At 71.3% G+C, this 22,144-nt stretch carries 28 protein-coding genes; 14 read left to right on the top strand and 14 right to left on the bottom strand.

The features are described from left to right. Window positions 1-18 precede the first annotated feature (18 nt). The 4 genes from VV01_RS18305 (at window position 19) to VV01_RS18320 (ending at window position 5,261) form a co-directional block, all read left to right on the top strand. Window positions 19-1,215 carry a TerC family protein gene (locus tag VV01_RS18305; RefSeq protein ID WP_050671150.1) on the top strand — a complete coding sequence of 399 codons (1,197 nt, stop codon included), beginning with the start codon at window positions 19-21 and terminating at the stop codon, window positions 1,213-1,215. 215 nt (window positions 1,216-1,430) lie between these two features. Continuing rightward, a complete protein-coding gene (locus tag VV01_RS18310) occupies window positions 1,431-2,447 on the top strand; it encodes a glycosyltransferase family 2 protein (RefSeq protein WP_269431138.1) in 1,017 nt (338 codons plus the stop codon). Between the two features lie 83 nt (window positions 2,448-2,530). After that, window positions 2,531-4,810: a hypothetical protein gene (locus VV01_RS23990; protein ID WP_050671151.1), complete on the top strand. Its 2,280-nt coding sequence runs from the start codon at window positions 2,531-2,533 to the stop codon at window positions 4,808-4,810. After that, on the top strand, window positions 4,797-5,261 hold the full coding sequence (locus tag VV01_RS18320) for a GtrA family protein (protein ID WP_050671152.1): 465 nt from the start codon (window positions 4,797-4,799) through the stop codon (window positions 5,259-5,261). The genes VV01_RS23990 and VV01_RS18320 overlap by 14 nt, the downstream gene beginning before the upstream one ends. Before the next feature lie 236 nt (window positions 5,262-5,497). Here the strand turns inward: VV01_RS18320 and VV01_RS22905 are convergent, their stop codons facing one another. Together VV01_RS22905 and VV01_RS18330 are read right to left on the bottom strand one after the other, a co-directional pair. Next, window positions 5,498-5,932, bottom strand: coding sequence for an ATP-binding cassette domain-containing protein (locus VV01_RS22905; protein ID WP_082221086.1), 435 nt, complete (start codon window positions 5,930-5,932; stop codon window positions 5,498-5,500). A 217-nt stretch (window positions 5,933-6,149) separates the two neighbouring features. Continuing rightward, window positions 6,150-6,584, bottom strand: a complete 435-nt coding sequence (locus VV01_RS18330; protein ID WP_050671153.1) for an iron chaperone — start codon at window positions 6,582-6,584, stop codon at window positions 6,150-6,152. Window positions 6,585-6,952: 368 nt separating this feature from the next. On the opposite strand from VV01_RS18330, the gene VV01_RS18335 reads away from it, so the two are divergent. The 6 genes from VV01_RS18335 to VV01_RS22910 are packed head-to-tail and all read left to right on the top strand — an operon-like array spanning window position 6,953 to window position 11,986. Further along, window positions 6,953-9,802 (top strand): ATP-binding protein, encoded by a 2,850-nt coding sequence (locus VV01_RS18335; protein WP_050671154.1) that lies wholly within the window; start codon window positions 6,953-6,955, stop codon window positions 9,800-9,802. Beyond that, complete coding sequence (locus tag VV01_RS18340) at window positions 9,799-10,203, top strand: roadblock/LC7 domain-containing protein (RefSeq protein ID WP_050671155.1); 405 nt, start codon at window positions 9,799-9,801, stop codon at window positions 10,201-10,203. The genes VV01_RS18335 and VV01_RS18340 overlap by 4 nt, the downstream gene beginning before the upstream one ends. An 11-nt stretch (window positions 10,204-10,214) precedes the next feature. Next, entirely contained in the window at window positions 10,215-10,589 is a 375-nt protein-coding gene (locus VV01_RS18345; protein ID WP_050671156.1) for a DUF742 domain-containing protein, read from the top strand. Continuing rightward, complete coding sequence (locus VV01_RS18350) at window positions 10,567-11,178, top strand: GTP-binding protein (RefSeq protein WP_050671157.1); 612 nt, start codon at window positions 10,567-10,569, stop codon at window positions 11,176-11,178. Before VV01_RS18345 ends, VV01_RS18350 begins: the two co-directional genes overlap by 23 nt. After that, complete coding sequence (locus VV01_RS18355; RefSeq protein WP_050671158.1) at window positions 11,175-11,816, top strand: MHYT domain-containing protein; 642 nt, start codon at window positions 11,175-11,177, stop codon at window positions 11,814-11,816. Before VV01_RS18350 ends, VV01_RS18355 begins: the two co-directional genes overlap by 4 nt. After that, on the top strand, window positions 11,813-11,986 hold the full coding sequence (locus tag VV01_RS22910) for a hypothetical protein (protein ID WP_157508916.1): 174 nt from the start codon (window positions 11,813-11,815) through the stop codon (window positions 11,984-11,986). Before VV01_RS18355 ends, VV01_RS22910 begins: the two co-directional genes overlap by 4 nt. A 5-nt stretch (window positions 11,987-11,991) precedes the next feature. Here the strand turns inward: VV01_RS22910 and VV01_RS18365 are convergent, their stop codons facing one another. From VV01_RS18365 to VV01_RS18380, 4 genes are all read right to left on the bottom strand, one after another. Next, window positions 11,992-12,567, bottom strand: a complete 576-nt coding sequence (locus VV01_RS18365) for a dihydrofolate reductase family protein (RefSeq protein ID WP_050671160.1) — start codon at window positions 12,565-12,567, stop codon at window positions 11,992-11,994. A gap of 364 nt (window positions 12,568-12,931) precedes the next feature. Then, entirely contained in the window at window positions 12,932-13,360 is a 429-nt protein-coding gene (gene hepT / locus VV01_RS18370) for a type VII toxin-antitoxin system HepT family RNase toxin (RefSeq protein WP_050671161.1), read from the bottom strand. Beyond that, the gene (locus VV01_RS18375; protein ID WP_050671162.1) at window positions 13,353-13,739 is read right to left on the bottom strand and encodes a nucleotidyltransferase domain-containing protein; all 387 of its coding nucleotides are present in this window, start codon (window positions 13,737-13,739) and stop codon (window positions 13,353-13,355) included. Before VV01_RS18375 ends, hepT begins: the two co-directional genes overlap by 8 nt. Window positions 13,740-13,788: 49 nt before the next feature. Continuing rightward, a complete protein-coding gene (locus VV01_RS18380) occupies window positions 13,789-14,376 on the bottom strand; it encodes a TetR/AcrR family transcriptional regulator (RefSeq protein ID WP_050671163.1) in 588 nt (195 codons plus the stop codon). 93 nt (window positions 14,377-14,469) lie between these two features. On the opposite strand from VV01_RS18380, the gene VV01_RS18385 reads away from it, so the two are divergent. Then, the gene (locus VV01_RS18385) at window positions 14,470-15,849 is read left to right on the top strand and encodes an MFS transporter (RefSeq protein WP_071606438.1); all 1,380 of its coding nucleotides are present in this window, start codon (window positions 14,470-14,472) and stop codon (window positions 15,847-15,849) included. Between the two features lie 144 nt (window positions 15,850-15,993). Here the strand turns inward: VV01_RS18385 and VV01_RS18390 are convergent, their stop codons facing one another. Further along, window positions 15,994-16,455: a nuclear transport factor 2 family protein gene (locus tag VV01_RS18390; RefSeq protein ID WP_050671164.1), complete on the bottom strand. Its 462-nt coding sequence runs from the start codon at window positions 16,453-16,455 to the stop codon at window positions 15,994-15,996. 58 nt (window positions 16,456-16,513) lie between these two features. Here VV01_RS18390 and VV01_RS18395 point away from each other — a divergent pair, with 58 nt between their 5' ends. After that, entirely contained in the window at window positions 16,514-17,056 is a 543-nt protein-coding gene (locus VV01_RS18395) for a HutD/Ves family protein (protein ID WP_050671165.1), read from the top strand. A 46-nt stretch (window positions 17,057-17,102) separates the two neighbouring features. On the opposite strand, the gene VV01_RS18400 is transcribed toward VV01_RS18395, so the two are convergent. From VV01_RS18400 to VV01_RS23465, 3 genes are read right to left on the bottom strand one after another with little or no spacing between them, the layout of a single operon-like run. Then, window positions 17,103-17,474 (bottom strand): type II toxin-antitoxin system VapC family toxin, encoded by a 372-nt coding sequence (locus tag VV01_RS18400; RefSeq protein ID WP_050671166.1) that lies wholly within the window; start codon window positions 17,472-17,474, stop codon window positions 17,103-17,105. Beyond that, window positions 17,471-17,695, bottom strand: a complete 225-nt coding sequence (locus tag VV01_RS18405; protein ID WP_197275103.1) for a type II toxin-antitoxin system Phd/YefM family antitoxin — start codon at window positions 17,693-17,695, stop codon at window positions 17,471-17,473. Before VV01_RS18405 ends, VV01_RS18400 begins: the two co-directional genes overlap by 4 nt. A gap of 5 nt (window positions 17,696-17,700) precedes the next feature. Next, window positions 17,701-18,060: a helix-turn-helix domain-containing protein gene (locus VV01_RS23465; protein WP_157508918.1), complete on the bottom strand. Its 360-nt coding sequence runs from the start codon at window positions 18,058-18,060 to the stop codon at window positions 17,701-17,703. A gap of 330 nt (window positions 18,061-18,390) precedes the next feature. On the opposite strand from VV01_RS23465, the gene VV01_RS18410 reads away from it, so the two are divergent. After that, window positions 18,391-18,888, top strand: a complete 498-nt coding sequence (locus VV01_RS18410) for an SRPBCC family protein (RefSeq protein WP_050672022.1) — start codon at window positions 18,391-18,393, stop codon at window positions 18,886-18,888. A gap of 75 nt (window positions 18,889-18,963) precedes the next feature. On the opposite strand, the gene VV01_RS24960 is transcribed toward VV01_RS18410, so the two are convergent. From VV01_RS24960 to VV01_RS18420, 3 genes are all read right to left on the bottom strand, one after another. Beyond that, on the bottom strand, window positions 18,964-19,458 hold the full coding sequence (locus tag VV01_RS24960) for an MFS transporter (protein ID WP_407942925.1): 495 nt from the start codon (window positions 19,456-19,458) through the stop codon (window positions 18,964-18,966). Beyond that, window positions 19,455-19,895: an MFS transporter gene (locus VV01_RS24965; protein WP_407942926.1), complete on the bottom strand. Its 441-nt coding sequence runs from the start codon at window positions 19,893-19,895 to the stop codon at window positions 19,455-19,457. Before VV01_RS24965 ends, VV01_RS24960 begins: the two co-directional genes overlap by 4 nt. Before the next feature lie 132 nt (window positions 19,896-20,027). After that, entirely contained in the window at window positions 20,028-20,270 is a 243-nt protein-coding gene (locus tag VV01_RS18420) for a hypothetical protein (RefSeq protein WP_050671168.1), read from the bottom strand. A 683-nt stretch (window positions 20,271-20,953) separates the two neighbouring features. Between VV01_RS18420 and VV01_RS18425 the strand changes: the two genes are divergently transcribed. Continuing rightward, window positions 20,954-21,988 (top strand): glycoside hydrolase family 26 protein, encoded by a 1,035-nt coding sequence (locus VV01_RS18425; RefSeq protein ID WP_157508919.1) that lies wholly within the window; start codon window positions 20,954-20,956, stop codon window positions 21,986-21,988. Between the two features lie 2 nt (window positions 21,989-21,990). On the opposite strand, the gene VV01_RS23470 is transcribed toward VV01_RS18425, so the two are convergent. Further along, window positions 21,991-22,143 carry a PIN domain-containing protein gene (locus VV01_RS23470; protein ID WP_157508920.1) on the bottom strand — a complete coding sequence of 51 codons (153 nt, stop codon included), beginning with the start codon at window positions 22,141-22,143 and terminating at the stop codon, window positions 21,991-21,993. Window position 22,144: the final 1 nt, after the last annotated feature.

A 22,144-nucleotide genomic window follows, 5' to 3' on the forward strand; every position in this document is an offset into this window, starting at 1 on the left:
CGATGAAGCGAGACCAACATGGACGTCCCCCTCTACGTGTGGATCCTCACGATCCTGGGCATCCTCGCGATGCTCGCGTACGACTTCCTCTTCCACACCCGCAAGGCACACGTACCCACGCTGAAGGAGGCGTCGCTGTGGTCGGCGGCGTACGTCGGCGTCGCCGTGCTGTTCGGGATCGGCGTGCTGGTGTTCGGGGGCGGGACGTACGGCGGTGAGTACTTCGCCGGGTACATCACCGAGAAGGCCCTCTCGGTCGACAACCTGTTCGTGTTCCTGATCATCATGAGCAGCTTCCGGGTGCCGCGCGAGGACCAGCAGAAGGTGCTGCTGTTCGGGATCGCGTTCGCGCTCGTCGCACGCACGGTCTTCATCTTCATCGGCGCCGCACTGATCAACCAGTTCGCCTGGGTCTTCTACCTTTTCGGCCTCATCCTGCTGCTCACCGCGGGCAACATGCTGCGCGACGACCACGATGAGGACGATGAGAAGCAGAACATCATGGTGCGTCTCGCGCGCCGGTTCATCCACACCTCGCCGGAGTACGACGGCGACAAGATGTTCACCCACATCGACGGCAAGCGGGTCCTCACCCCGATGCTGCTGGTGATGGTCGCCATCGGCGGCACCGACATCCTGTTCGCGCTCGACTCGATCCCGGCGATCTTCGGCCTCACGCAGAGCACGTTCATCGTGTTCACGGCGACGGCGTTCTCGCTGCTCGGCCTGCGTCAGCTGTTCTTCGTCATCGAGGGCCTGCTCGAGCGCCTCATCTACCTGTCGTACGGTCTCGCCGCGATCCTCGGGTTCATCGGCATCAAGCTGATCCTGCACGCCCTGCACGAGAACAACCTGCCGTTCATCAACGACGGCGAGCACGTCAAGGTCGTCGAGATCAGCACCGGCCTCTCGCTCGCGGTCATCATCGGCGTCCTCGCCATCACGGTCATCGCGTCGCTGTTCAGCAAGCGCGGCCGCGCCGAGACCGCGATCAGCAACGCCCGCCGGCACGCTCGCGACTACCTCGACCTCGGCTACACCACCGACCTCGGCGAGCGCGAGCGCATCTTCGGCCTGCTGATGGCCGAGGGCCAGCAGATCCGGTCGCTCGGCCCGAAGTACAAGGCGCTCGCCGAGGAGGACCCCGAGCTGATGAGCCAGATCGAGGAGGCCAGGCGCCGGCACGACGAGGCGGGCGGTACGACGACCGTCTGAGTCTCCCTCGGCGTACGGCGGTCTCGATACGGCTCGCCCTGGGGGCTCGCCTACTCGACCGGCGGGTCTGGCTCGCCTACTCGACCGGCGGGGGCGGGGTCGTACGGCGGATTCTTGGTTGTTCTGCGCACCGCGCGGACGCATCGTATGATCGCGCCGCGACTGTGATGCGAAGGGCAGGGGCCTCAGACCGGTCGTGCACAGGGGGTTCCACCGTGATCACACCTGACCTTTCGGTCGTCGTACCCATGTTCAACGAGGACGAGGTCCTCCCGCTGTTCGTCGACCGGTTGCGGCCGGTCCTGGACGACCTCGACGTCCCGTACGAGGTCGTCGCCGTCGACGACGGCTCTGCCGACGCCACACCGGTCCTGCTGCAGAAGTTCCTGCGCGACTGGCCGCAGCTGCGGGTCGTGCGGCTGCGCGCCAACTCGGGGCACCAGGCCGCGATCTCCGCAGGCCTCACCGCAGCGCGCGGCCAGTGGGTCGTCACCATCGACGCCGACCTGCAGGACCCGCCCGAGGTCGTCGGCGAGATGCTCGCCACCGGCCGCCGCGAGCTGGTCGACGTGGTCTACGGCGTCCGGACCGACCGGTCCACCGACTCGGCGTTCAAGCGCACCACGGCCCGCGGGTTCTACCGCCTCATGCGGATGATCGGCGGTGACGACCTGCGCATGGACGCCGGCGACTTCCGGCTGATGTCGCGCGCGACGGTCGACGCCGTCAACGCGCTGCCCGAGCATCACCGGGTGCTGCGCCTGGTCATCCCCACGCTCGGCTTCCCCGAGGCCGAGGTCGGCTACAAGCGTGAGGCCAGGGCGGCCGGCGACTCCAAGTACCCGCTGTCCAAGATGCTCAAGCTCACCCTCGACTCGGTCACCGGGTTCAGCCAGGCACCGCTGCGGCTGGCGACGTGGTTCGGCATCGGCGGCTTCCTCGTCGCGGCCGTCCTCGCGGCGTACGCCCTCGTCAGCAAGCTCGCCGGCAACCCGATCTCCGGCTGGACCTCGACCGTCGTCATCGTCGCCGGGTTCGCCGCGATCCAGCTGCTGTGCCTGGGCATCCTCGGCGAGTACGTCGGCCGCATCTACACCACGCAGCAGGCCCGCCCGACGTACTACGTCGCGTACGACTCGCTGCTGGCCGCGCCGAGCACGCCACGCCACGAGCCCGAGCCCGAGCCCGCACCCGAGGCCGCCCGGCTCGAGAGCTCCACGGTCCCGGCCTGACGTGAGCGGGTTTCGCCCGCCGCTCGCACGACCCTCACCACCGCCGCTGCCTTCGTAGCGCCGCACCCTTCAGGACCTGTCCCATGACTGCTGTCGTCCTTCCTGCCCCGACGCCGGCGCCCGCCGCGCGCGTTCCCGGCGTACGTCGTGCCCGGCTGATCGGCCCGGCCTCACTCGTGGCCGCGCTCGTCGCCTGCGCCGCCTGCGCCTCGGCCGAGGGCACCACGCTCGGCCAGATCGCACGGGCGCTCCTCGCGATCGCCGTCACGCAGGTCCTGCCCGGCGCGCTCCTGTGGCGGCTCGTCCGACCACGCGACGGCTGGCTCCTCGAGGACGTCGTGTTCGGCTTCGCGCTCGGTGTCGGCCTGGCCGTGCCCGCGCAGGCGTTCGGCGGGCACATCGGACACCGTTGGCCCGCGGTCGTTCTCCCGCTCGCAGTGGCTGCGCTCGTCCTGGTCGTGCCGTCGACGCGAGCGCGCGTCCGGCAGGCGCGGTGGTCGCCCGTGCCCTGGTGGCTCGGCGCCGGCACCGCTGCGACCTCGCTCGTGGCCCTGCCCCAGCTGATCAACTTCGTCACCCGTAACCAGCTGCGCTGGGCTGCCGTCGGCGCACCCCAGCCCGACCAGCACTTCCACATGGCCCTCGCCGGCGAGCTGCTGCGCCGCGGGCCGTCCGGCTGGCCGATGGTCGCCGGTGAGGACCTCGGCTACCACTGGTTCGGGCACGCCTGGATCGCGCAGATCTGCGCGGTCAGCGGCGTCCCGGTCGACCAGGTCGCGCTGCGCGTGACCGCAGTGGTGATGCCGCTCCTCGTCCCGATGGCAGCGGCTGCTCTCGCCCTGCGGCTGTCGCAGCGACCCGCGGCGGCCGTGGCCGCAGCCGCGATCACGATGGCCGGCGGTCAGCTCAACGTGTGGAACATCCCGTCGCCCGCTCTGCCGATCAACCCGGAGTCGTTCACCCTCGGCCTGAGTGCAACTCTGCTGATGGCGACCGCTGCCGTGCTCGCCGTGCGTTGGCGCGGTCACGTCACGGTGGGTACGACGGTCTCGGTGCCCGTGCTCACGGTCCTGTCGGCCGGGACCAAGGGCTCCACCGTGCCCCTGCTCATCGCCGGCACCGCGCTCGCGGCCGTCGTCATGCTGTGGCAGCGGCGCCCGGTGGCGCGTCTGCTGCTGGTCGACCTCGCGCTCATGACCGCAGCCCTGGTGCTCACCCTGAAGGTCGTCTTCAACGGCTCCGCCGGAGCGCTCACGCTCAACCCCGAGGACGCCGCCGCGCACACGTTCCTGTCGCAGCAGCTCGACGGCATCACCTCGGGTCCGGGCCGGGCGCTGTCGGTCGGCCTGATGATCCTGGGCGGCCTGACCCGCGCCGCGCTCGGCTTCGGCCTGCTCGCCCGTCGCGGCGAGCAGGCGGGACGACGCGACCCGGTCGTCTGGCTGCTGCTCGGCGCCGTCGTCGCCGGGTGCTGCGCACCGGCAGTCTTCGTCCAGCCCGGTCAGAGCCAGTACTACTTCATGATCTCCGCCTATCCCCTGGCAGCGGTCGCCTCGGGCATCGCTGTCGTGCTGCTGGTCACGCGACTCGGTCGGCGTACGAGCGTCATCGCGGCTGCCGTCGCGGTCGCGACCGGAGTCACGGCGCACTTCCTGCCGACGTCGGTCCTCGAGCCCGTGCGTAGCAACGGAATGCCCAACGCACTGCGCGTGATCGCCTGTGCCGCAACGGTTCTCATCGCTGGATCGCTGGTGGGAGCCGCGTTGGCCCGCACCGGCGTACGACGAACGGTCGCGGCAGGGGTGCTCGCCGCCGCAGCGATCCTCTCCGGCACCACCGCGATGGCCTCGTCGCTGACTCAGCCGCTCGAGGTACGCGGGCCTGCGACCGCTCGCAGCATCGGTGCGGTCACCTCAGGCGAGGTCGAGACCGCCTGGTACATCCGCAACCACTCCGGACGCCACGACGTCGTCGCCTCCAACCGCCACTGCGCAGCGCCAGGACGTCCCACCTGCGAGAGCCGTCGCTTCCTCGTGGCCGCCTACACCGAGCGCCAGGTCCTGCTGGAGGGCTGGGCGTACACCCCGACGATCAGCCGCCTCGCCCCTGAAGGGCGGACGTCGCTCACGCACCCGTTCTGGGACCCGGCGCTCCAACGACTCAACGACGGGTTCTACCGGACGCCGACCGCTGGCGGTCGAGATGCGTTGTGGGACAAGGGAGTTCGCTGGCTGTACGTCGACAACGCGTTCCCGCACCGGTGGCTCTCGCCGTACGCCGACCGCCGGTTCACCGCACCCGACGGCACGAGCAGCGCCTGGTTGCTCCGACCTCCGGCGGGGGTGGCCCGTGACCACCGCTGACACCGTGGCTCGGTCCGGCCTGTCCGCTCACGTCATCCGCTTCGCGCTCGTCGGAGTGGGGAGCACGCTGCTGAGTGCTGCACTGTTCGTGACGTTCGCGCACTGGACCAGTCACCAGTGGGCCAACGCACTGGCGCTCGTGCTGTCGACGATCGTCAACACTGCGGTCAACCGGCGCTTCACCTTCGGGGTGCAGGGCCGCAGCGGTGCGATGCGCCTGCACCTGCAGTCGCTCGTCCTGCTCGCCGTGAGCTGGTCGATGACGGCGGGCTCGCTGTGGGCGCTCGCACGGCTCGCTCCCGACGCCGGGCCGTGGCTGGCGACCGCGACGTTCCTGGGCGGCAACGCCGTCGCGACGGTGGTTCGTTTCGGGCTGCTGAGGCGATGGCTCGCCCCGCCCGAAACCCTTGCTGCTGAAGGGATCTCAGACCCGGAGCCGGTGGTCGTGTGAGCTGTCACCGCCGCCTTGGTCTCGATCGCGCCCTCGGCCAGCGCCTCGGGCTACTCGACCAGCAGGTTCGGGACTGCGCGACCAGCGGGGTCGGGGCTACGCGACCAGCGGGGTCGGCGGAGCTCCCGCAGCAGAGGGTGTGTGACCGGACTGTGCACAGTGGTTTCCAGACCCGGTGCCCGCGAGGGAGAGTCTCCCTGCAGCTCACCTGGTCTCGATACGGCTCGCCCTGGGGCTCACCTACTCGACCTGCGGGAATCCGGCTCGCCTACTCGACCAGCGGGGAATACGCCGGTCGAGTATGACGGAGCGCTAGCGGAGTCTGTATCGAGACCCGGTGCGTGCGAGGGAGACTGCAGCCTGCGGGGTACGACGGCCTGCCCCTTCACGGGACGGGCCGTCGGGTAGAACCTGGGGCCGTCGACGAAACCGCTGGCACCGTCCGGGACGCCGAGGACCCGCTCGACCGGCGTACCGAGGACCTCGAGCGTGCCGCCGTCGGGCACGGACAGCCCGAGCAGCAGACCGAGCAGCGTCGTCTTGCCGGCGCCGTTGGGGCCGACCAGACCGTGCACCTGCCCTGCGGGGATGTCGAGATCGACGCCGTCGAGGGCGATGACGTCGCCGAACGACGTGGTGATGCCGCGTGCTCGCGCGGCGATCGTCTCCATCGGTGGTGGCCTCCGTTGCTTCTGCGAAACAAAGGAAACCTAGGGATCTCAGCGTGCACCCGGTCGTCGTCCAGGCGAACACCGGGCGAACGATGGCGAGCGCCTCGGCCGCGGTCGAGAGTCTCCCTGCGGCTCACCCGGTCCCGATACGGCTCGCGCTGGGGCGCTCGCCTACTCGACCAGCGGATCGCTGCGCTCGACCAGCGGAGCGGCCGGGTCAGGCGCGCGCGACGAGGGCTTCGATGCGGGCCACGACGCCGTCGGTGAGCTCGGTGATCGCGTACGCCGTCGGCCACATCGCGCCGTCGTCGATCTGCGCGGCGTCGTTGAACCCGAACGTCGCGTAGCGGGCGTCGAACTTCTGCGCCGCCTGGAAGAAGCAGACGACCTTGCCGTCGCGGGCGTACGCGGGCATGCCGTACCAGGTCTTCGCGAGCAGGTCGGGCGCCTTGTCGGCGACGATCGCGTGGATGCGCTCGGCGATCACACGGTCGGCATCGGGCATCTCGGCGATCTTGTCCAGGCACGCCTGCGCCTCGGCGGCCTTCTTGTTGCCGCCCTTCGCGGCCTTGAGCTCGGCGGCGCGCTCCTTCATCGCGGCGCGCTCGGCGTCGGTGAATCCGGTTGCGGCAGTGGACTTCTCGCTGGCCATTGGGGGCTCCTGGTGAGGTTCGTGGTACGTCGTCGGTCGGCGTACGGAGCACGCTAGCCAGTCCTGGGATCGGCTTCTTCTCGATTCCTGACCGGTGTGCTGACCCGGTTGGGTGACGAGCCGGACGAGCACAGGACCGCCCGAATGGTGGGCGTCACACAGCGTCCCCCGACCGGCTGGGTCGCCCGGCCTTCATACTGTCCAGGTTCTTTGCCACACCACGCCGCTCGGATCTGGTGCGATCGTCCCCAGAGGCGGCGCACCCCGCGGCGCGACACCGATGACTGAACGGGATCACGCATGCACGCACGACGTCACAGCGCTCACGGCCGCCCGGCCGGGGCACGCAGCACCGCGGCGGACGTCGCATGACCGACCTGATCACCGAGCCGCAGGCTGATGCCACCGGCGAGGCCGTCGTACCCGAGACGGCAGCCGAGACGCCCGAGCCCGCCGGGCGCCGTGGCTCCCGCAAGGACGGGCGGGCGCGACGTCACTCCTGGACCCGACTCGACGAGTGGCCGCTCCTGCGCAAGATGGCCGTCATCCTGGCGGTGCCGGTGCTGCTGGCGACGGTGTTCGGTGGCATCCGTGTCGCCTCGCTGCTGCAGGACGCTGCCCAGTACACCCGGCTGACCACGCAGGTCGGGCTGCTGCGTCCCATGCTCGGTTACCTCGCGGCCGCTGGTGAGGTCGCCTCGTCACCGGCCGGGTCCCGTTCCGCGGACGCCGGCCTCGACCAGGCCGAGCGCGACCTGCGCCGGACCATGTCGACGGCCGAGCTGTCCACGGCCCAGTCGGGCCTGCTCGAGAACGTCATCGCCACCGGCTCCGCCCTGCGCACCGACCGCGCCGACCTGTCCGCGGGCCAGCGTCAGGAGCGTGTCGACAGCATCAGCGACGACCTGATCCGACTCGTCGCCAGCCTCGACGTCCCCGACCCGCACAACACGCTGCGCCGAGGGATGGCCGGGCTGATGAGCGCCGAGGCCGCTCTCGCCGGTCAGGACATCGCGCTCGGCGAGGCGCCGCAGCCGTCGGCCGACAACGTCCGCGCCATGGCCGGCCAGGCCGGACGCGAGGACGCCGGTCTCGCCTCGCTCGGCGACGCCTCGGCGCCGCTGCGTGCGCTCAACCAGCAGCGTCGCCAGCTGCCGACCTCGACACCGCTGAAGACCTGGCAGGCGAGCATCGACACCTCACGGCGCGGCTACGTCGCGGCCGGGGACATGCTCGATGTGCAGAGCCGCAAGTTCGTCCAGGAGGGCAGCGAGGAGGCCCGTACCTCGGCGCTGCGCGACTCGGCGATCATCGTCGGCGCCCTGCTCATCTCGCTCGCCCTCACGCTCGCGGTCGCCCGCCGGGTGATCCTGCCGATGCACCGGGTGCGTACGAGCGTGCTCCAGATCGCGCACGAGGGACTGCCTGCGGCTGTCGAGAGCATCCGCGAGGGTCGTCCGACCCCGACACCGCAGCAGGTGCCGGTGCACACCAGCGAGGAGACCGGCCAGCTCGCCCGCGCGGTCGACGACATGCACGAGCGCGCCCTCGGTCTGGCCGCCGAGCAGGCCCGGCTGCGCACGCAGGTCGGCGACATGTTCCAGACGCTGTCGCGGCGCAGCACCTCGCTGGTCAACCAGCAGCTGTCACTGATCCAGTCGCTCGAGCGCGACGAGGAGGACTCCGACCGCCTCGAGAGCCTGTTCCGCCTCGACCACCTCGCCACCCGGATGCGCCGCAACGGCGACAGCCTCCTCGTGCTCGCCGGTGCGACGTCGCGGCGGCCGGGTTCGCGCGACCTGAGCCTGCTCGACACCGTCCGTGCCGCCCAGTCGGGTGTGCGCGACTACAGCCGGGTGACCCTCGGTGAGGTGCCCGACCGCGCCGTGCCCGCGGCCGTCGTACCCGACCTCATCCACCTGCTCGGAGAGCTGATCGACAACGGCCTGGCCTACTCCCCGCCGAGCCGCACCGTCACCGTCGAGGGCGGGCACGCCGTCGACGGCGGTGTCGTGCTCGAGGTCGTCGACGCAGGTCTCGGCATGGTCGAGGCCGACCTCGACCACGCCAACAAGGCGCTGGAGGCCGGCGGCGAGGTCTCGCCCGAGACCGCCAAGCAGATGGGCCTGTTCGTGGTCGGCCGGCTCGCGCAGCGGCATGGGTTCCTGGTGCGCCTGCGTGCGCACGACGGCCACCCCGGCATCACGGCGTCGGTGCACCTCCCCGCCGGTGCGCTCACGAGCCGACACCAGCAGGAGGCACCGGCCGAGGTCGAGACCGAGGCGGTGACCGCGGCCCCGCAGCTGCGCGTCGCCGACACCGGCGGTCTGCCCGTACGCCGGCCGGGCGCCACCCGCCCTGGCGTCGAGCCGCGGTCGGCACCTGAGCCGGCAGTCGCCGCCGTGCCGGATGACCCCGACGCGACGGAGACCGACCTGCCCGTGCAGCGCCCGGAGGCCCACGCCCCGCAGCGCCCGGCCCGTCGGATCCTGCGACCGATGCTGCGCGAGGACGCCGCTCCTGCAGACGACGCAGCCGCCGCTCCGGCTCCGGCTCCGGCTCCGGCTCCGGCTCCGGCTCCGGCTGAGGATGCTGCTTCCGTGGGCGCGACCGATGGCGAGCAGGCACCCGTCGACAGGAAGCAGGCTCCGACTCCGCCCGACGTGCCCAGCGATGTGAACGTCTCCGGCCCGATCCGTCGCCCCGTCAACACGCAGGCGTTCTTCGGCGCTGCCCGTCAGCGTCCGGGCTCGCCCAGCACGAAACCCGATGTGCCCCAACGCCGCTCACGCCCTGACGCGGCTTCACCCGATGCGCCGGCCGCTGAGACGCCGATCTTCGGCAGCATCCAGTCGTCGTGGCTGACCGACGCCGATGCGCCCTCAGCGCCCGCGGCCGGCACACCCGACGCTGCGCCCGACACCACGCAGGTCGCGGCCGAGACGCCGACGCGCCCGGACGAGCCCGAGCGCACCGCCGCCGGCCTCCCGCGGCGCCGACCCGGCGCCGCACTGCGGCCGGGACGGTTCGACACGGCGACCACCGAGCCCGCCGAGCGGCGTACGGCAGAGCCCGCCGAGCGGCGTACGGGCGAGCGCGCGGCCCGACGGACGGCCGGCACGCGACGCGACCGGATCAGCCGCCTGCAGCAGGGCATCGACGACGCCCGGGCGCAGGTGCGCTCCGAGGACACCACCGCACGGAAGGACGACCGATGAGCACCGAGACCACCGCGGACGGCGAGCTCGACTGGCTCGTCACCGCGTTCGTGCAGGAGGTGCCCGGCGCCGCCCACGCGGTGCTCGTCTCCGCCGACGGCCTGCTCATCGCGAGCAGCGAGCGCCTGCCCCCGGCGCGCGCCGAGCAGATGGCCGCGGTGTCGTCCGGGCTGGTGAGCCTCGCGACCGGCGCCGCCGAGCTGTTCGACTACGGCAACGTGCTGCACTCCGTCGTCGAGATGGAGATCGGGTTCCTGCTGCTGATGAGCGTCGGCAACGGCTCTCACCTGGCCGTGCTGGCCGCGGTCGAGTCCGACATCGGGCAGATCGGCTACGAGATGGGCGCGCTCGCGACCCGCGTCGGGGCCGTCGTCCAGCCGGGCGCCCGCGTCGAGAGCTAGCAGGACTGACCATGAGCGAGGAGGGCTACGAGGACGACCCGGTCGTCGACGAGGTACGCCCCTACGCCCTGACGTCCGGTCGTACCCGATCGGTCATCGACCTGCCGCTGGAGGCCCGGCTCACGCTGGAGCCCTCAGCGCGCCACCACAGCTGGCCACCCGAACAGCTCGTCACCCGGATCGTCGAGGTCTGCGCGCAGGGCGCGTCCGTGGCGGAGGTCGCGGCCGTCGTGGGCTCACCGCTCGGTGTGGTCCGCGTGCTGCTCGGCGATCTCGTCCGCGACGGTCACGTGCGCGTCGAGGCGACACTGCGCGACGGATCGTCGATCGGCGAGCGTCATGAACTCATCGAAAGGACCCTCAGTGGGCTTCGAGCCATCATCTAGCCGGACGAGCGCGGCGTCGACCAAGATCGTCGTCGCCGGTGGCTTCGGCGTCGGCAAGACGACGCTGGTCGCGACAGTCTCCGAGATCGTGCCGCTGCGCACCGAGGCGCTGGTGACGAATGCGTCCGCCGGCGTCGACGAGCTGTCGGCGGGCTCGGCCAAGAGGACGACGACGGTCGCGATGGACTTCGGGCGCATCACGCTCGCCGACGACCTGGTCCTGTACCTGTTCGGGACGCCCGGTCAGCGTCGCTTCTGGTTCATGTGGGACGACGTGGTGCGCGGCGCCATCGGTGCGCTGGTGCTCGTCGACACCGCGCGCCTGGACGACGCGTTCTCGGCGATCGACTACTTCGAGGCCAAGGGCCTGCCGTTCGTCGTCGCGGTCAACGAGTTCGACGGCGGGCAGCGCTACCCCGCCGCCGACGTCGCCGCTGCGCTCAGCATCGCCGACCACGTCCCCGTGATCACGGTCGACGCCCGCGACCGCGCCTCCGCGACCACCGCGCTGGTCCGGGTCGCCGAGCACGCCCTCGACCAGCTGCAGGACCCGTCCGTCCCCTTCACCGTGGAGACCACCCCCGCATGAGCACGCCCCTCACTCTCGTCACGACCGGCGTCCCCGCGTACGACCTCGGCGACGGCTCCGTCGAGCACTTCCAGCTCGGGCCGACCATCCCCGTCCTGGCGTTCCTGATCGCGGTGGCCGGTGCCCTCGTCGGCCTCGCCTGCACCCGCCAGGCCGCCTCGGCCGAGTCGGCGGGTCGTCGCCGGCGCTGGCAGGCGTTCGCCGCTGTGTCCCTCGGCGGGGTCGCGGTGTGGATGATGCACTTCGTCGCCATGCTCGGCATGGCGGTCCCGGGCAGCGCGATGCGGTACGACGTCGGCCTCACCGTCGCGTCCGCCGCGATCGCGATCGTCACGACGTTCGTGGCGTTGCTCGTCGCAGGGCACCGGCTGCGGGTCTGGCGGCTGCTGCTCGCCGCGCTGGTGATGGGCGGCGGCATCGCGGCCATGCACCTGGTCGGCATGCACGCCATGCACATCCAGGGGATGCTCGAGCACGACCCGATGCTGTCCGCTGTCGCCGGTGGCGTCGCCGTGGTGGTCTCGGTCGCGGTGCTGTGGTGCGGGCTTGTGCTGCGTCATGTCGCCTCGCGGTTCGTGGCCGCGCTCGTGATCGGGGCCGCTGCGTCGCGATGCACTACACCGCGATGGCGGGCGTGAGCGCCGCCGTCGACCCCGCGCACGCGCTGCCCATGGGCGCCGAGGCGTTCGGGTTCCTGTTCCCCGTGTTCGTCATCGGCATGCTCGCCCTGGCCGTGCCGATCACCGCCGTGATGATGGCGCCCGAGCCCGACGAGCCGCTGCTCGGCGTGAGCGTCGCCCCGGCGTAGTCCGCTCAGGACGACATCGGTGCGTCCGAGCCGGGCGGCGCGTCCATGACGGTCGGGGCGTACTCGAGCAGCTGCAGCCGCCCGTCCATCACCCGGTGGTCGAGCAGCTCCAGGCGCACGCCGGGGTACTCGTCGAAGATCCGGTCGTATCCGTTGGCGCCCGTGATGACCGGGAAGATCACGACCCTGAACCGGTCGACGAGGCCGGCCGTCAGCAGCGAGCGGCACAGCGAGATGCTGCCGAGCGTGCGCACCGGCAGGTCGCTGGTGCGCTTCATCTCGCGGACGTGCTCGACCGCGTCGGTCGCGACGAGGTCGGTGTTGTCCCAGGTCAACGGCTCCTGCAGCGTCGAGGAGAACACCACCTTGCGCATCGCGTCGAGCTCGGCCATGCCCGCCCCGTCGGCGGCGAACCCGGACATCAGCCGGTAGGTCGTCGCGCCGAGCAGCACAGTGTGCTCCTCCTGCTCGCCGAGGAAGGCGAAGTACTCAGGGCCGCCCAGCCCCCACAGCCCGGGCCAGTCCGTGGCCGCGCCGTAGCCGTCGAGCGAGATGATGAAGTCGACCATCAGTGTCTGCATCGCGCGTCCTCACGTCGGGGTCGTCCCACTGTCGCAGCCGTACGCCGGTCGCGCGCCGCGTCGCACTGACCGGCACCCCAGCGATCCAGCCATCCGCCGCCGGCCTCGGCTCGACCAGCGGTGGCCGGGAGGGGTTCGACGAGCAGTGTGCGGCGGTGTGGTCTGCGTGCCAGTAGGTGCGGCCGTCACGCAGACCAGACCACTGCACACGGACCGCCGGACCCACACCGCCCAGCGGGCCCGAACCCGGCTGGTTCAGCCCGGGCGCCACCAACGCTGCCCCAGGCGGTCGCCGACCTGATCGCCGCCCGCGGCTGACCTAGCGCCGGCTCGACGCAGGAGCGACGAGGCTCGGACCAGGGTGTCAGACCTCGTCGCGAGAGGTGGTCAGATATGACGCGATCGCTGAGACGAACTCGGACAGGTCGGACAGGTCGCCGAGGCGACTGATCACGACGGTGTCGTCGACATCGACGTAGTCGTGCACCAGGACGTTGCGGAAGCCGACGGCGCGCCTCATGTGGTCGGCATGATCGATGTCGAGCACACCGTTCCGGCCCAGGACGCGCATGGCGTCGCCATTGTCCGACGGCGGGCCCCAGCCACGCGTCGCACTGATGTGCTGGGCCACGTCCACGGCGGCTTCGATCGCCGTGATGAAGGAGTACTTCACGCCGCGCAACCAGACCTCGTCCGCACGGCGTGATGGCGACGCGTCGGACTCTCGTCGAAGGAAGGCGATGTCGTCACTCAGCCCCCGGAGCAGACGCTGGACCCGAACCTGGTCAACCATGACTCACCGCTTCGACGAACTCGCGATGTGCCCGTGTGATGCGCGGCAGCTCATCGAAGTAGATCTTGCGAGTGGTCGCCTCCCAGTGGACACGCTCGTCAGCGGCGTCGTCGAAGAGCAGACGTCCCTGCGCGGCGATGCGACCGCGGAGCTCAAGAGGTGCGCGATCGAGCACGAGGAGGTCAATGCCCGACGGCAGCAGCAGGTCATAGGCCTGCGGCGGGTCGCCGGAGCCGAAGTACGCCGCGACGTCGATGTCGGAGTCGGGCCGAGCGGTGCGCGTCGCGCGGCTGCCGTGCAGGTAGGCGAACATCGCACCGGCATCACGCAGCGCGGTGATCGCGCCGGCGATTCGCGCGCCCACCTCGTCGGCATTCATGTCGGCAGTGTCGCACGACGCACGGCTGCACAGCCGGGTCGTGCAGCGGCTACGCCGCAGTCGACCCGAGGGCGCTGAGCACGGTGGCGACGACAGCGCGCTCGGCGTCGTCCGCGCTCAGCCGGCCTGCCGCGACCTCGGCGGCGGCTGCGTGCATCAGCGTCATGCCGACCGTGACCAGCCACGTCGTCGGCAGGTCGTCACGGACCACGCCTGCGCTGCGCCCGCGGTCGAGCACCTCGGTGAGCCGGGCGAGGTGCCGCTCGTGGTGCTCGCGCACCTGCTCGCCGGACAGCTCGCGCTCGGCCGCCGCGAGCACTGCCTGGAACCGATGGACCACCTGCCAGCTCGCCCCGATCAGGCGGCGGAGCGCATCGAGCGGCTCGCCGTCGAGGTCGACGGTCGCGAGCGCCTCGTCGGCGTCGGCGAGGACCTGCGCGAACACGGCGCCGACCAGGTCGGCGCGCGACGGAAAGTGGCCGTAGACCGTGACCCGACCGACGCCGGCCTCTCGGGCGATCTCGGCCACGGACGCCTCGGCGTTGCGGGTCAGGCAGATCTCGGCGGCGCTCAGGATCGCAGCGATGCTGCGCTGCGCATCCGCCCGCGGCGCCCGCGTCTGCTGGGTGTCAGTCATCCGCGCCCCCCGATAACTCGAACAGTGATGTACGAGTTCGATGCTACCGTTCCCCTTAACCCGAACACCACTGTACGAGCTAAGGGGCCAGCCGTGGACCACACCGCCACCGACGCACCACCGATCCGGCGAGTGCGACCGGCGTACGTCGTCGCCACTCTCGCCAACGCGCAGCTGATGCTCGTGCTCGACGTGACCGTCGTGAACGTCGCACTCCCGGACATCGGCAGCGAGCTCGGGCTCGACCGGTCAGCCGTCACCTGGGTGATGACCCTCTACACGACGCTGTTCGGCGGGCTCGCCCTCGCCGGCGGCAAGGCAGCCGACCGGCTCGGCGCCCGCCGGGTGCTCGCCGCGGGTCTCGCTCTGTTCGTCGCCGCCTCGCTGCTGTGCGCCCTCGCCGCCGGCCCGGCCGTGCTGCTCACCGGCCGGGCGCTCCAGGGCGCAGCTGCTGCACTCGTCTCACCCGCAGCCCTCGCCGTGCTCCTCGGGTCGGTGCCCTCTGGTGCCCGCGGCCGGGCGCTCGCCGTGTGGGGCACGCTCAGCGCGGTCGGCACCGCGCTCGGCGTCTCGGCGGGCGGCATCGTCACCGCGGCCCTCGGCTGGGAGTGGATCTTCGCGATCAACGTGCCGATCGGCCTGGCCGTGCTCGCCCTGCTCCCCGTCCTCACGCGCGCCGTGCCCGGCACGGCCGCCCGACCCGACCTGCCCGGCACGGCCCTGCTCACCCTCGGCACCGCCCTGCTGGTGCTGGGTGTGGTCCGGGCCGGCGACGACGGATGGACATCGGTCGGGGCGCTCGGCCCGGTCGTCGGCGGCATCGCGCTCTGGCTCGCGTACGCCGCGGTCGAGCGGGTCACGCCCGAACCCATGCTGCGCCTGTCGCTCCTGCGCGACCCGCCGGTCGCCGCGGGCGCTTTCCTGATGATCGTCGCGACAGGGCTGATGGTCGGCAACTTCTTCGTCGGCTCGTTCACCCTGCAGCGCGCGTACGGCGACGGGCCCCTGCGGGTCGGCCTGGAGTTCCTCGCGCCGGCCGTCGGCGTCGGGCTCGGCGCTCAGCTGGCGGGGCGGCTGCTCGACCGTGTCTCGCCACGGGTCGTCGCCGTACCTGGTCTGCTCCTGGCGGGCGCCGGCGAGGGGCTCGCCGCGGTCGTCGACGGGTCGCGCCTGGCCCTGGTGGTCGGTCTCGCCGTGGCCGCCGTCGGCATCGGCGCTGTGTTCGTGACGGCGTTCCGGTCGGCCCTGTCGTCAGCCGGGCCCACGGACGGTGGGTTGCGCTCGGCCGTCGTGGGTACGGCGCACGAGCTCGGTGGTGCGTTCGGGGTCGCGGCGCTGTCGACGGTCGCGGCCGTCGCTCTGACCGCAGCACACCCGGTCGCCTCGGACTTCACACCGGCGTACGCGTGGGCGGCTCTCGCGGCACTCGCCTCGGCCGCGGTCGCCGCCGTGCTCGTACCGGCACGACGCTGAGCATGCGCTCACCTGCGAAAACGGTTGCCCTGCAACGGAGTTCGTGATCAGCATGTGATCGTCAGCGGTGCTCGGGGTTGGGTTGATCGGGCCGGTGCGCCCAGCGTCGCACCGCGCGGCGGGCACCACAACCGTGCGCAGCGGTCAGCGCAGAGGCAGGTCGACGCCGCGCTCGTCGTCGCCGCGCGGACCGAAGATGCGGCGTTCGGACTCCTCGATCGCGACGTCGTTGATGCTGGCCTCGCGCCGGCTCATCAACCCGTTGTCGGCGAAGTCCCAGAGCTCGTTGCCGTACGAGCGCCACCACTGCCCCGACGCGTCGCGGCACTCGTACTGGAACCGGACCGCGATGCGGTGCTCGCCGTACGACCACAGGTTCTTGCGCAACGCGTAGTCGAGCTCGCGCTCCCACTTGGCCGTGAGGAAGTCGACGATCTGCTCGCGGCCCGTGACGAACTGGTCGCGGTTACGCCACACCGAGTCACGTGTGTACGCCAGCGACACCCGGCCGGGATCGCAGGTGTTCCAGGCGTCCTCGGCGGCCTGCACCTTCTGTGCAGCGGTCTCGGCGGTGAACGGCGGCAACGGCGGGCGGAACTCGGTCATCGCACTCCCTCTCGCGGGTTCGGTGGCGCCCACGCTACGGCGTGCCACGATCGTGGACGTGACGACGGTGCTGCGGTACGACGAACTCCTGGCTGCTCCCTGGCGCAACGGCCTCGGCACGACCCGTGAGGTCGCGTCGTCACCCGGCGAGGGCGAGTTCCACTGGCGCGTCAGTATCGCCGAGATCGTTGCGGCTGCTGGGTTCTCGGCGTTCGAGGGCGTCGACCGGACGCTCACGATGATCGACGGCGACGAGCTGCGGCTGGACGTCGCCGGCGCCGAGCACCGGCTGCGCGTCGGGGACGCTGCGCGCTTCGACGGCGAGGCGGCGGTCGAGGGGACGCCGGTGGGCGGGCGCGTCCTCGCGCTCAACCTGATGAACCGCCGGGGGCGTACGACGGGCTCGGCGCAGGTCGTCCACCTCGCAGCCGGCGACACGCTCGACGCCGACCTCGTGTGCGCGCTCGGCCCCGTCGAGCTCGGCGACGGCGTGCGGCTCGCGGCGTTCGACTGCGCCCTGCTCGACGGCCCGGTCCGTGCCCGGTCGGGCGGCCAGGTCGTACGCATCGACATCGCAGCCGACTCGCAGGTCCGTTCATAAACTCAGGCCGGCTCCCGGCCGCGACCTGCCACGTCGAGGCTCGATGTCACAGGGTGCGGACGTCGTACGCGAGGCAGTGCTGGTCGACGGTCAGGAAGGGCACGTCCTCGCTGATCGCCTGAGCCACCAGCATCCGGTCGAACGGGTCGCGGTGCAGCAGCGGCAGCCGGTCGAGGGTGCGCGCGTGCCGGTGGTCGAACGCGAGGTGGTCCAAGCCGATGCTCTCCAGCCCGGCGGCGAAGTCGTCCGGGGCTCGGAGCTTGCCGACCGCGCGCTTGACGGCAACCTCTGCGAGCGTGATCGACGAGACGAGCTTGATGTTGTCCGGGTCGGCGATCGCTTCACGGAAGGCGACCGGCAGCTGGGGCGAGTCGATGCGCACCCACAGCAGGACGTGAGTGTCGAGCAGCAGCCTCACCGGCCGTACCAGTCGCGTTCGTCCTGCTCGTCCCACGTGTCGAAGTCGTCCGAGATCGTGACCGTCGCACCCAGGTCGCCGAACGTCACCGGCCTCGACACCGGGTCGATCGGCCCGAGCCGGGCGACCGGCTTGCCGTTGCGGGCGATGAGCACCGTCTCCCCGGCCTCGGCTGCGGCGACGAGCCTGCTGAACGACGCCTTGGCGTCAAAGATGTTCACGGTCCTCACTCCTGCACGGTACGCCGATCTGGCCAGACCTGGCCAGGAGCCGAAGGTGCGGCAGATTCGCCAGGTGGCGTGGCATCCGGACCGGGCGGGTGTGGCTCCCGAGGCTCAGGAGGTCGCCGGTAGGTCCAGGCCGGCACCTCCTTCTTGGTCATCTCCTCGGAGCGTCCTGCCTCGGCGCGCGCGACGAGCGAACGGCTGCACCCTCGGTGCTCTGCATGGGCCCGTTGACTCAGCCCGAGCTCACGCCGGTGGCCGCGGACCGCGAGAGCGATGTCGTCCGCGAGGCCCGCACGCGCGTACGCCGCATCGACGGCCTGGGAGAAGCCGCGCATCGTGCTCAGAGGGTTCTGCGTCATGGATCAAGTCTCGAATGCCGTTGCAGCACAATCGATCTCGCGAAGTTCGCCTGTGGACGCGGGCTGTTTCCGGCCGGGGCTGTGGACAACGCGGCGGCGGATCGCGAGCGATGGATGGGTGTTCGGGCAGTGTGCAGTGGTTCGTGTGGTGGGCCAGCTGCGTTCGTGGCTCACCACGCGAACCAGCGCACACTGCCCGCCGAAGTGGTGTCCGACCCCCAGAGCCCGACGCCCGCCCTGACACCCATCCCAGCCACCACGCCCTCGCGCGCAGCGACGTCGCGCTGAGATGACCCGGCACGGACTCCGACGATGTGCGACGCTCGCACGATGCCTCGTCCCATGCGCGTGTCCGACAGCATCGAGATCGCCGCCGAGCCGGCCGCGATCTACCGCGAGATCGCCGACCCCAGCAACATGCGTCGGTGGAGCCCGGAGAACCTCGGCACCCGCGACGACGCACGCGGCCCCCTGTCGGTCGGCGACGAGTTCGTCGGACGCAACCGCCGCGGCCCGGCCCGGTGGTCGACCTCGTGCACGGTCACCGCCGCCGACCCGGGCGAGCGTTTCGCGTTCCGCGTCCACAAGATCGGTGTCGTCCGCCCGCTGCTGAAGGCACCCATCGCGACCTGGGAGTACACCTTCGAAGAGGTCGGCCCCGGTCGGACGAAGGTCACCGAGACGTGGCAGGACGACCGCGCCTCGTGGCCCGACGCCCGCGCCGCCCGCTTCGACAAGGTGGTGACCGGCGGCCGACGGTTCCACGAGTTCCAGGCGGGCAACATCCGTCGTACGCTCGCCCGCCTCAAGTCCGACCTCGAGAGCTGACCACAAGAACCTGGTTCTTGTACGCGGGGTGAGGCCCCGCGCGGGGTGCGGCCCCGCGCGGGGTGCGGCACGCCCTCAGTGGGCCTCCTCGACGTCGTGCGAATCGGTGAGCGAGCGGGCTCCGAGCAGGCCGAGCGCGCCGACGACCCCGGCGAGGACGGCGTACGTCACGCGCTCACCGTGGAAGAACGACGACACGAGGGCATCGCTCCACGCTCCGGCGGGGAGCGACGTGGTCACCAAGACGGCGATCAAGGTGCCGACGACGGCGGTGCCGACGCTCGTCCCGACCTCCTGGGCGGTGTCGTTGAGCGCGGCGCCCATCGAGGTGCGATTGGCGGGCATCGCGTCGACGAGTGCCACTGCGCAGATCGTCATGACCGTACGCAGACCGATCGTCATCAGGACCATCGAGACCGCGATCGCCAGGTAGCCGTGCGACACACCCCACGACATCCCGACCAGCGAGGCGGCGAGGCAGACCGCGCCGACGAGGCACGCGACGCGGTGGCCGAACTGCTTGCCCAGCCACTCCGACAGCGGCGTCGCCAGCAGCATCGTGGCGATCATCGGCAGTTGGCGAGGCCGGCGCGGACGGGGCTCCAGCCGTAGGCGTACTGGAAGTGCAGGATCAGCCCGAACATCACCGCAGCCATCGCGATCGACGTCGCGACCTGCGCGATCAGGGCACCGCGCACGGTGCCGTTGCGCAGCATCGCGAGTCCGACCAGCAGCACCCGCCGTCGTCCGAACCGGTCGGCGACCGAGCCGGCGGTCAGCAGCAGCCCGCCGAACGTCAACGAGTACGCACCGGTCACCCACTGCAGCGACGTCGTACCGCTGCCGAGGTCGCGACCGATGGTGGGCAGGGCGATCGACAGCAGCGTGTTGTCGACCATCTCGACGAAGAACGCCAGGCACAGCGCGGCCAGTGGGATCCAGGCCGCGCGCAGCGACCCGTAGGTTCGGGTGGGCGACGGTGTCGTCGCGGTGAGGGTGTCCGTCATGGTTGCCTCCTTCGGGCAGACGGGGATGCATTGATCTGCGAAGGAAATTAGGGCGCACCACTTTCAGGTCGGTTTCACGGCACCTTCGCGACCGGCGTGCCCGTGAAACCCGCCGTCCGGGGCAGGTACTGACTAGCGGTCGGCGTCGGCCGCGCCATCGGCGCTGGTCGGCGTACGACGGCCGGGATGGATCGCGATGAAGACACCCCACGGCCGGGCGTCCGGGTGACGCGGCCGCTGCCGGAACTCGTCGACCAGGTCGCCCATCCGGTCGCGGAACTCGTCGATCTCCTGCGGGCTCAGGCTCATCGTGATGCGGCTGAGCGTGCGCTGCTCGATCGGCGTCACGAACTCGGCGACAAACGCCTCGATCAACGGGTTGGTGAGGTCCCCGGCGTTGACGTGCCATGTCTTGCTGGCCGAGCTGCGTCGCGCTAGCGGAGGGCGTATCGAGACCCGGTGCCACGCCGGGAGACTCCACCCCCGCGGCTACGGAGGTCTCGATACGGCTCGCCCGGGGGGGCTCGCCTACTCGACCAGCGGTTCGGCCGCCTACTCGACCAGCGGCCTACTCGACCAGCGGTTCGTGTCGCAGGTCGAGGAGGGGTGTGTGAACAACGTCAACGTCGTTGACGGTCGAGCGCAACGGTGTTGACGTTCCTCACGAAGGGTGTGCCGCCTCGCCCTGCGGCACGCCGACACCGCCGGTCGAGTAGCCCTACCCGCTGGTCGAGTAGCCCGGAGCGCCAGCGGAGGGCGTATCGAGACCCGGCGCCACACGGGGAGACTCCACCCCCGCGGCGACGGAGGTCTCGATACGGCTCGCCCGGGGGGCTCGCCTACTCGACCAGCGGTTCGGGTCGCCTACTCGACCAGCGGTTCGGGTCGCCCACTCGACCAGCGGTTCGGGTCGCCTACTCGACCCGCGGTCCCCTACTCGGCCAGCGGCGTCGGGGCTCGCTTCGACCAGCGGAGCGCGGCAGAGTCACGGTCAAGACTTCACCCGTAACGGCTCCCCACCATGGACACGCGAGGTGGTTGCGCCCGACTCTGAGTACATGAGCGGACGCCCTCGCCGTCGTACGGTCCTCACCGCCGGAATGGGCAGCGCCTTCGGTCTGCTCGCCACCCAGGGATCGGCCGCCGCGGACCGTGGCGGCCACGGCCCGCACCGACCGCGCGTCGCGCCTGCCGAGCCCGTCGAGCCGGCGTTCACGCGGACGGTGACCTTCGGCGCGTACACCGACGGCATGGACGCCTCACCCGCTCGGCTCGACGCCCTCGCGACCCGGCTGCACCAGCCGCTGGGGATCGCCTCGATCTACCGCGGGCAGGGCGACGTGTGGCCCGGGCCTCTCGAGAAGCAGCTCGCGGCCGGCCGCACGCTGCTCGTCGCGTGGTACCTCGACTGGCGCTCGTACGGGTACTGGGCCCGAGGCAAGGGCGACCGCTACCTGCGGTCGGTCGCGCGCGCGGTCCGCGCCTTCGGCAGCCCGGTCGCGCTCCGCCCCTGGGCCGAGATGAACGGGGACTGGCAGCCGTTCCAGCCCACGAGCGCGCCCACCGACGGCTACCCCACCGGGTACGCCGCGTTCGTCGCCGCATGGCGTCACGTCGTCGGGGTCTTCCGCGCCGAGGGCGTCACCAACGTGCGCTGGGTGCTCAACCCGACGACCGACACGTACGCCGGGACGACGCCGGTCAAACGCATCTGGCCGGGGTCGGCGTACGTCGACGTGCTCGGCCTGGACGGGTACAACTGGGGCACCGGCGGCATCTTCACCTGGCGCAGCTTCGCCGACATCTACAGCGCGCAGTACGCACGGCTCACGGCGCTCGCACCGGACAAGCCGCTGTGGATCTGCGAGATCGGTTGCGCCGACCCGGCGAGCACCTGCAACGCGGTCACCGCCCCCGCCGGTCAGTCGAAGGGGCGCTGGTGGACCGACATGGCGGCCACCGTCGCGCAGCTGCCGGCGGTCGAGGCGGTCTCGCTGTTCGACATCTGCAAGGAGCGCGACTGGCGAGCCGCGTCGAGCGCAGACGCCCTGACGGGTTTGCAGAATGCCCTGGTCTCTCTGCGTGCCGCCTGACCTCACGCAACGCTAGGCGTGCGCTCCGCGAGCGAGATCGCTGACACGAGCTTGATGTTGTCGGGCGCTGCGATCGCGTCTCGGAACTGACGCGGCAGGTGCGGTGAGTCGACACGCACCCACAGCAGCACGTGGGTGTCGAGAAGGAGCCTCACG

The sequence above is a fragment of the Luteipulveratus halotolerans genome, assembly GCF_001247745.1.
In the GTDB taxonomy this organism is placed as follows: domain Bacteria; phylum Actinomycetota; class Actinomycetes; order Actinomycetales; family Dermatophilaceae; genus Luteipulveratus; species Luteipulveratus halotolerans.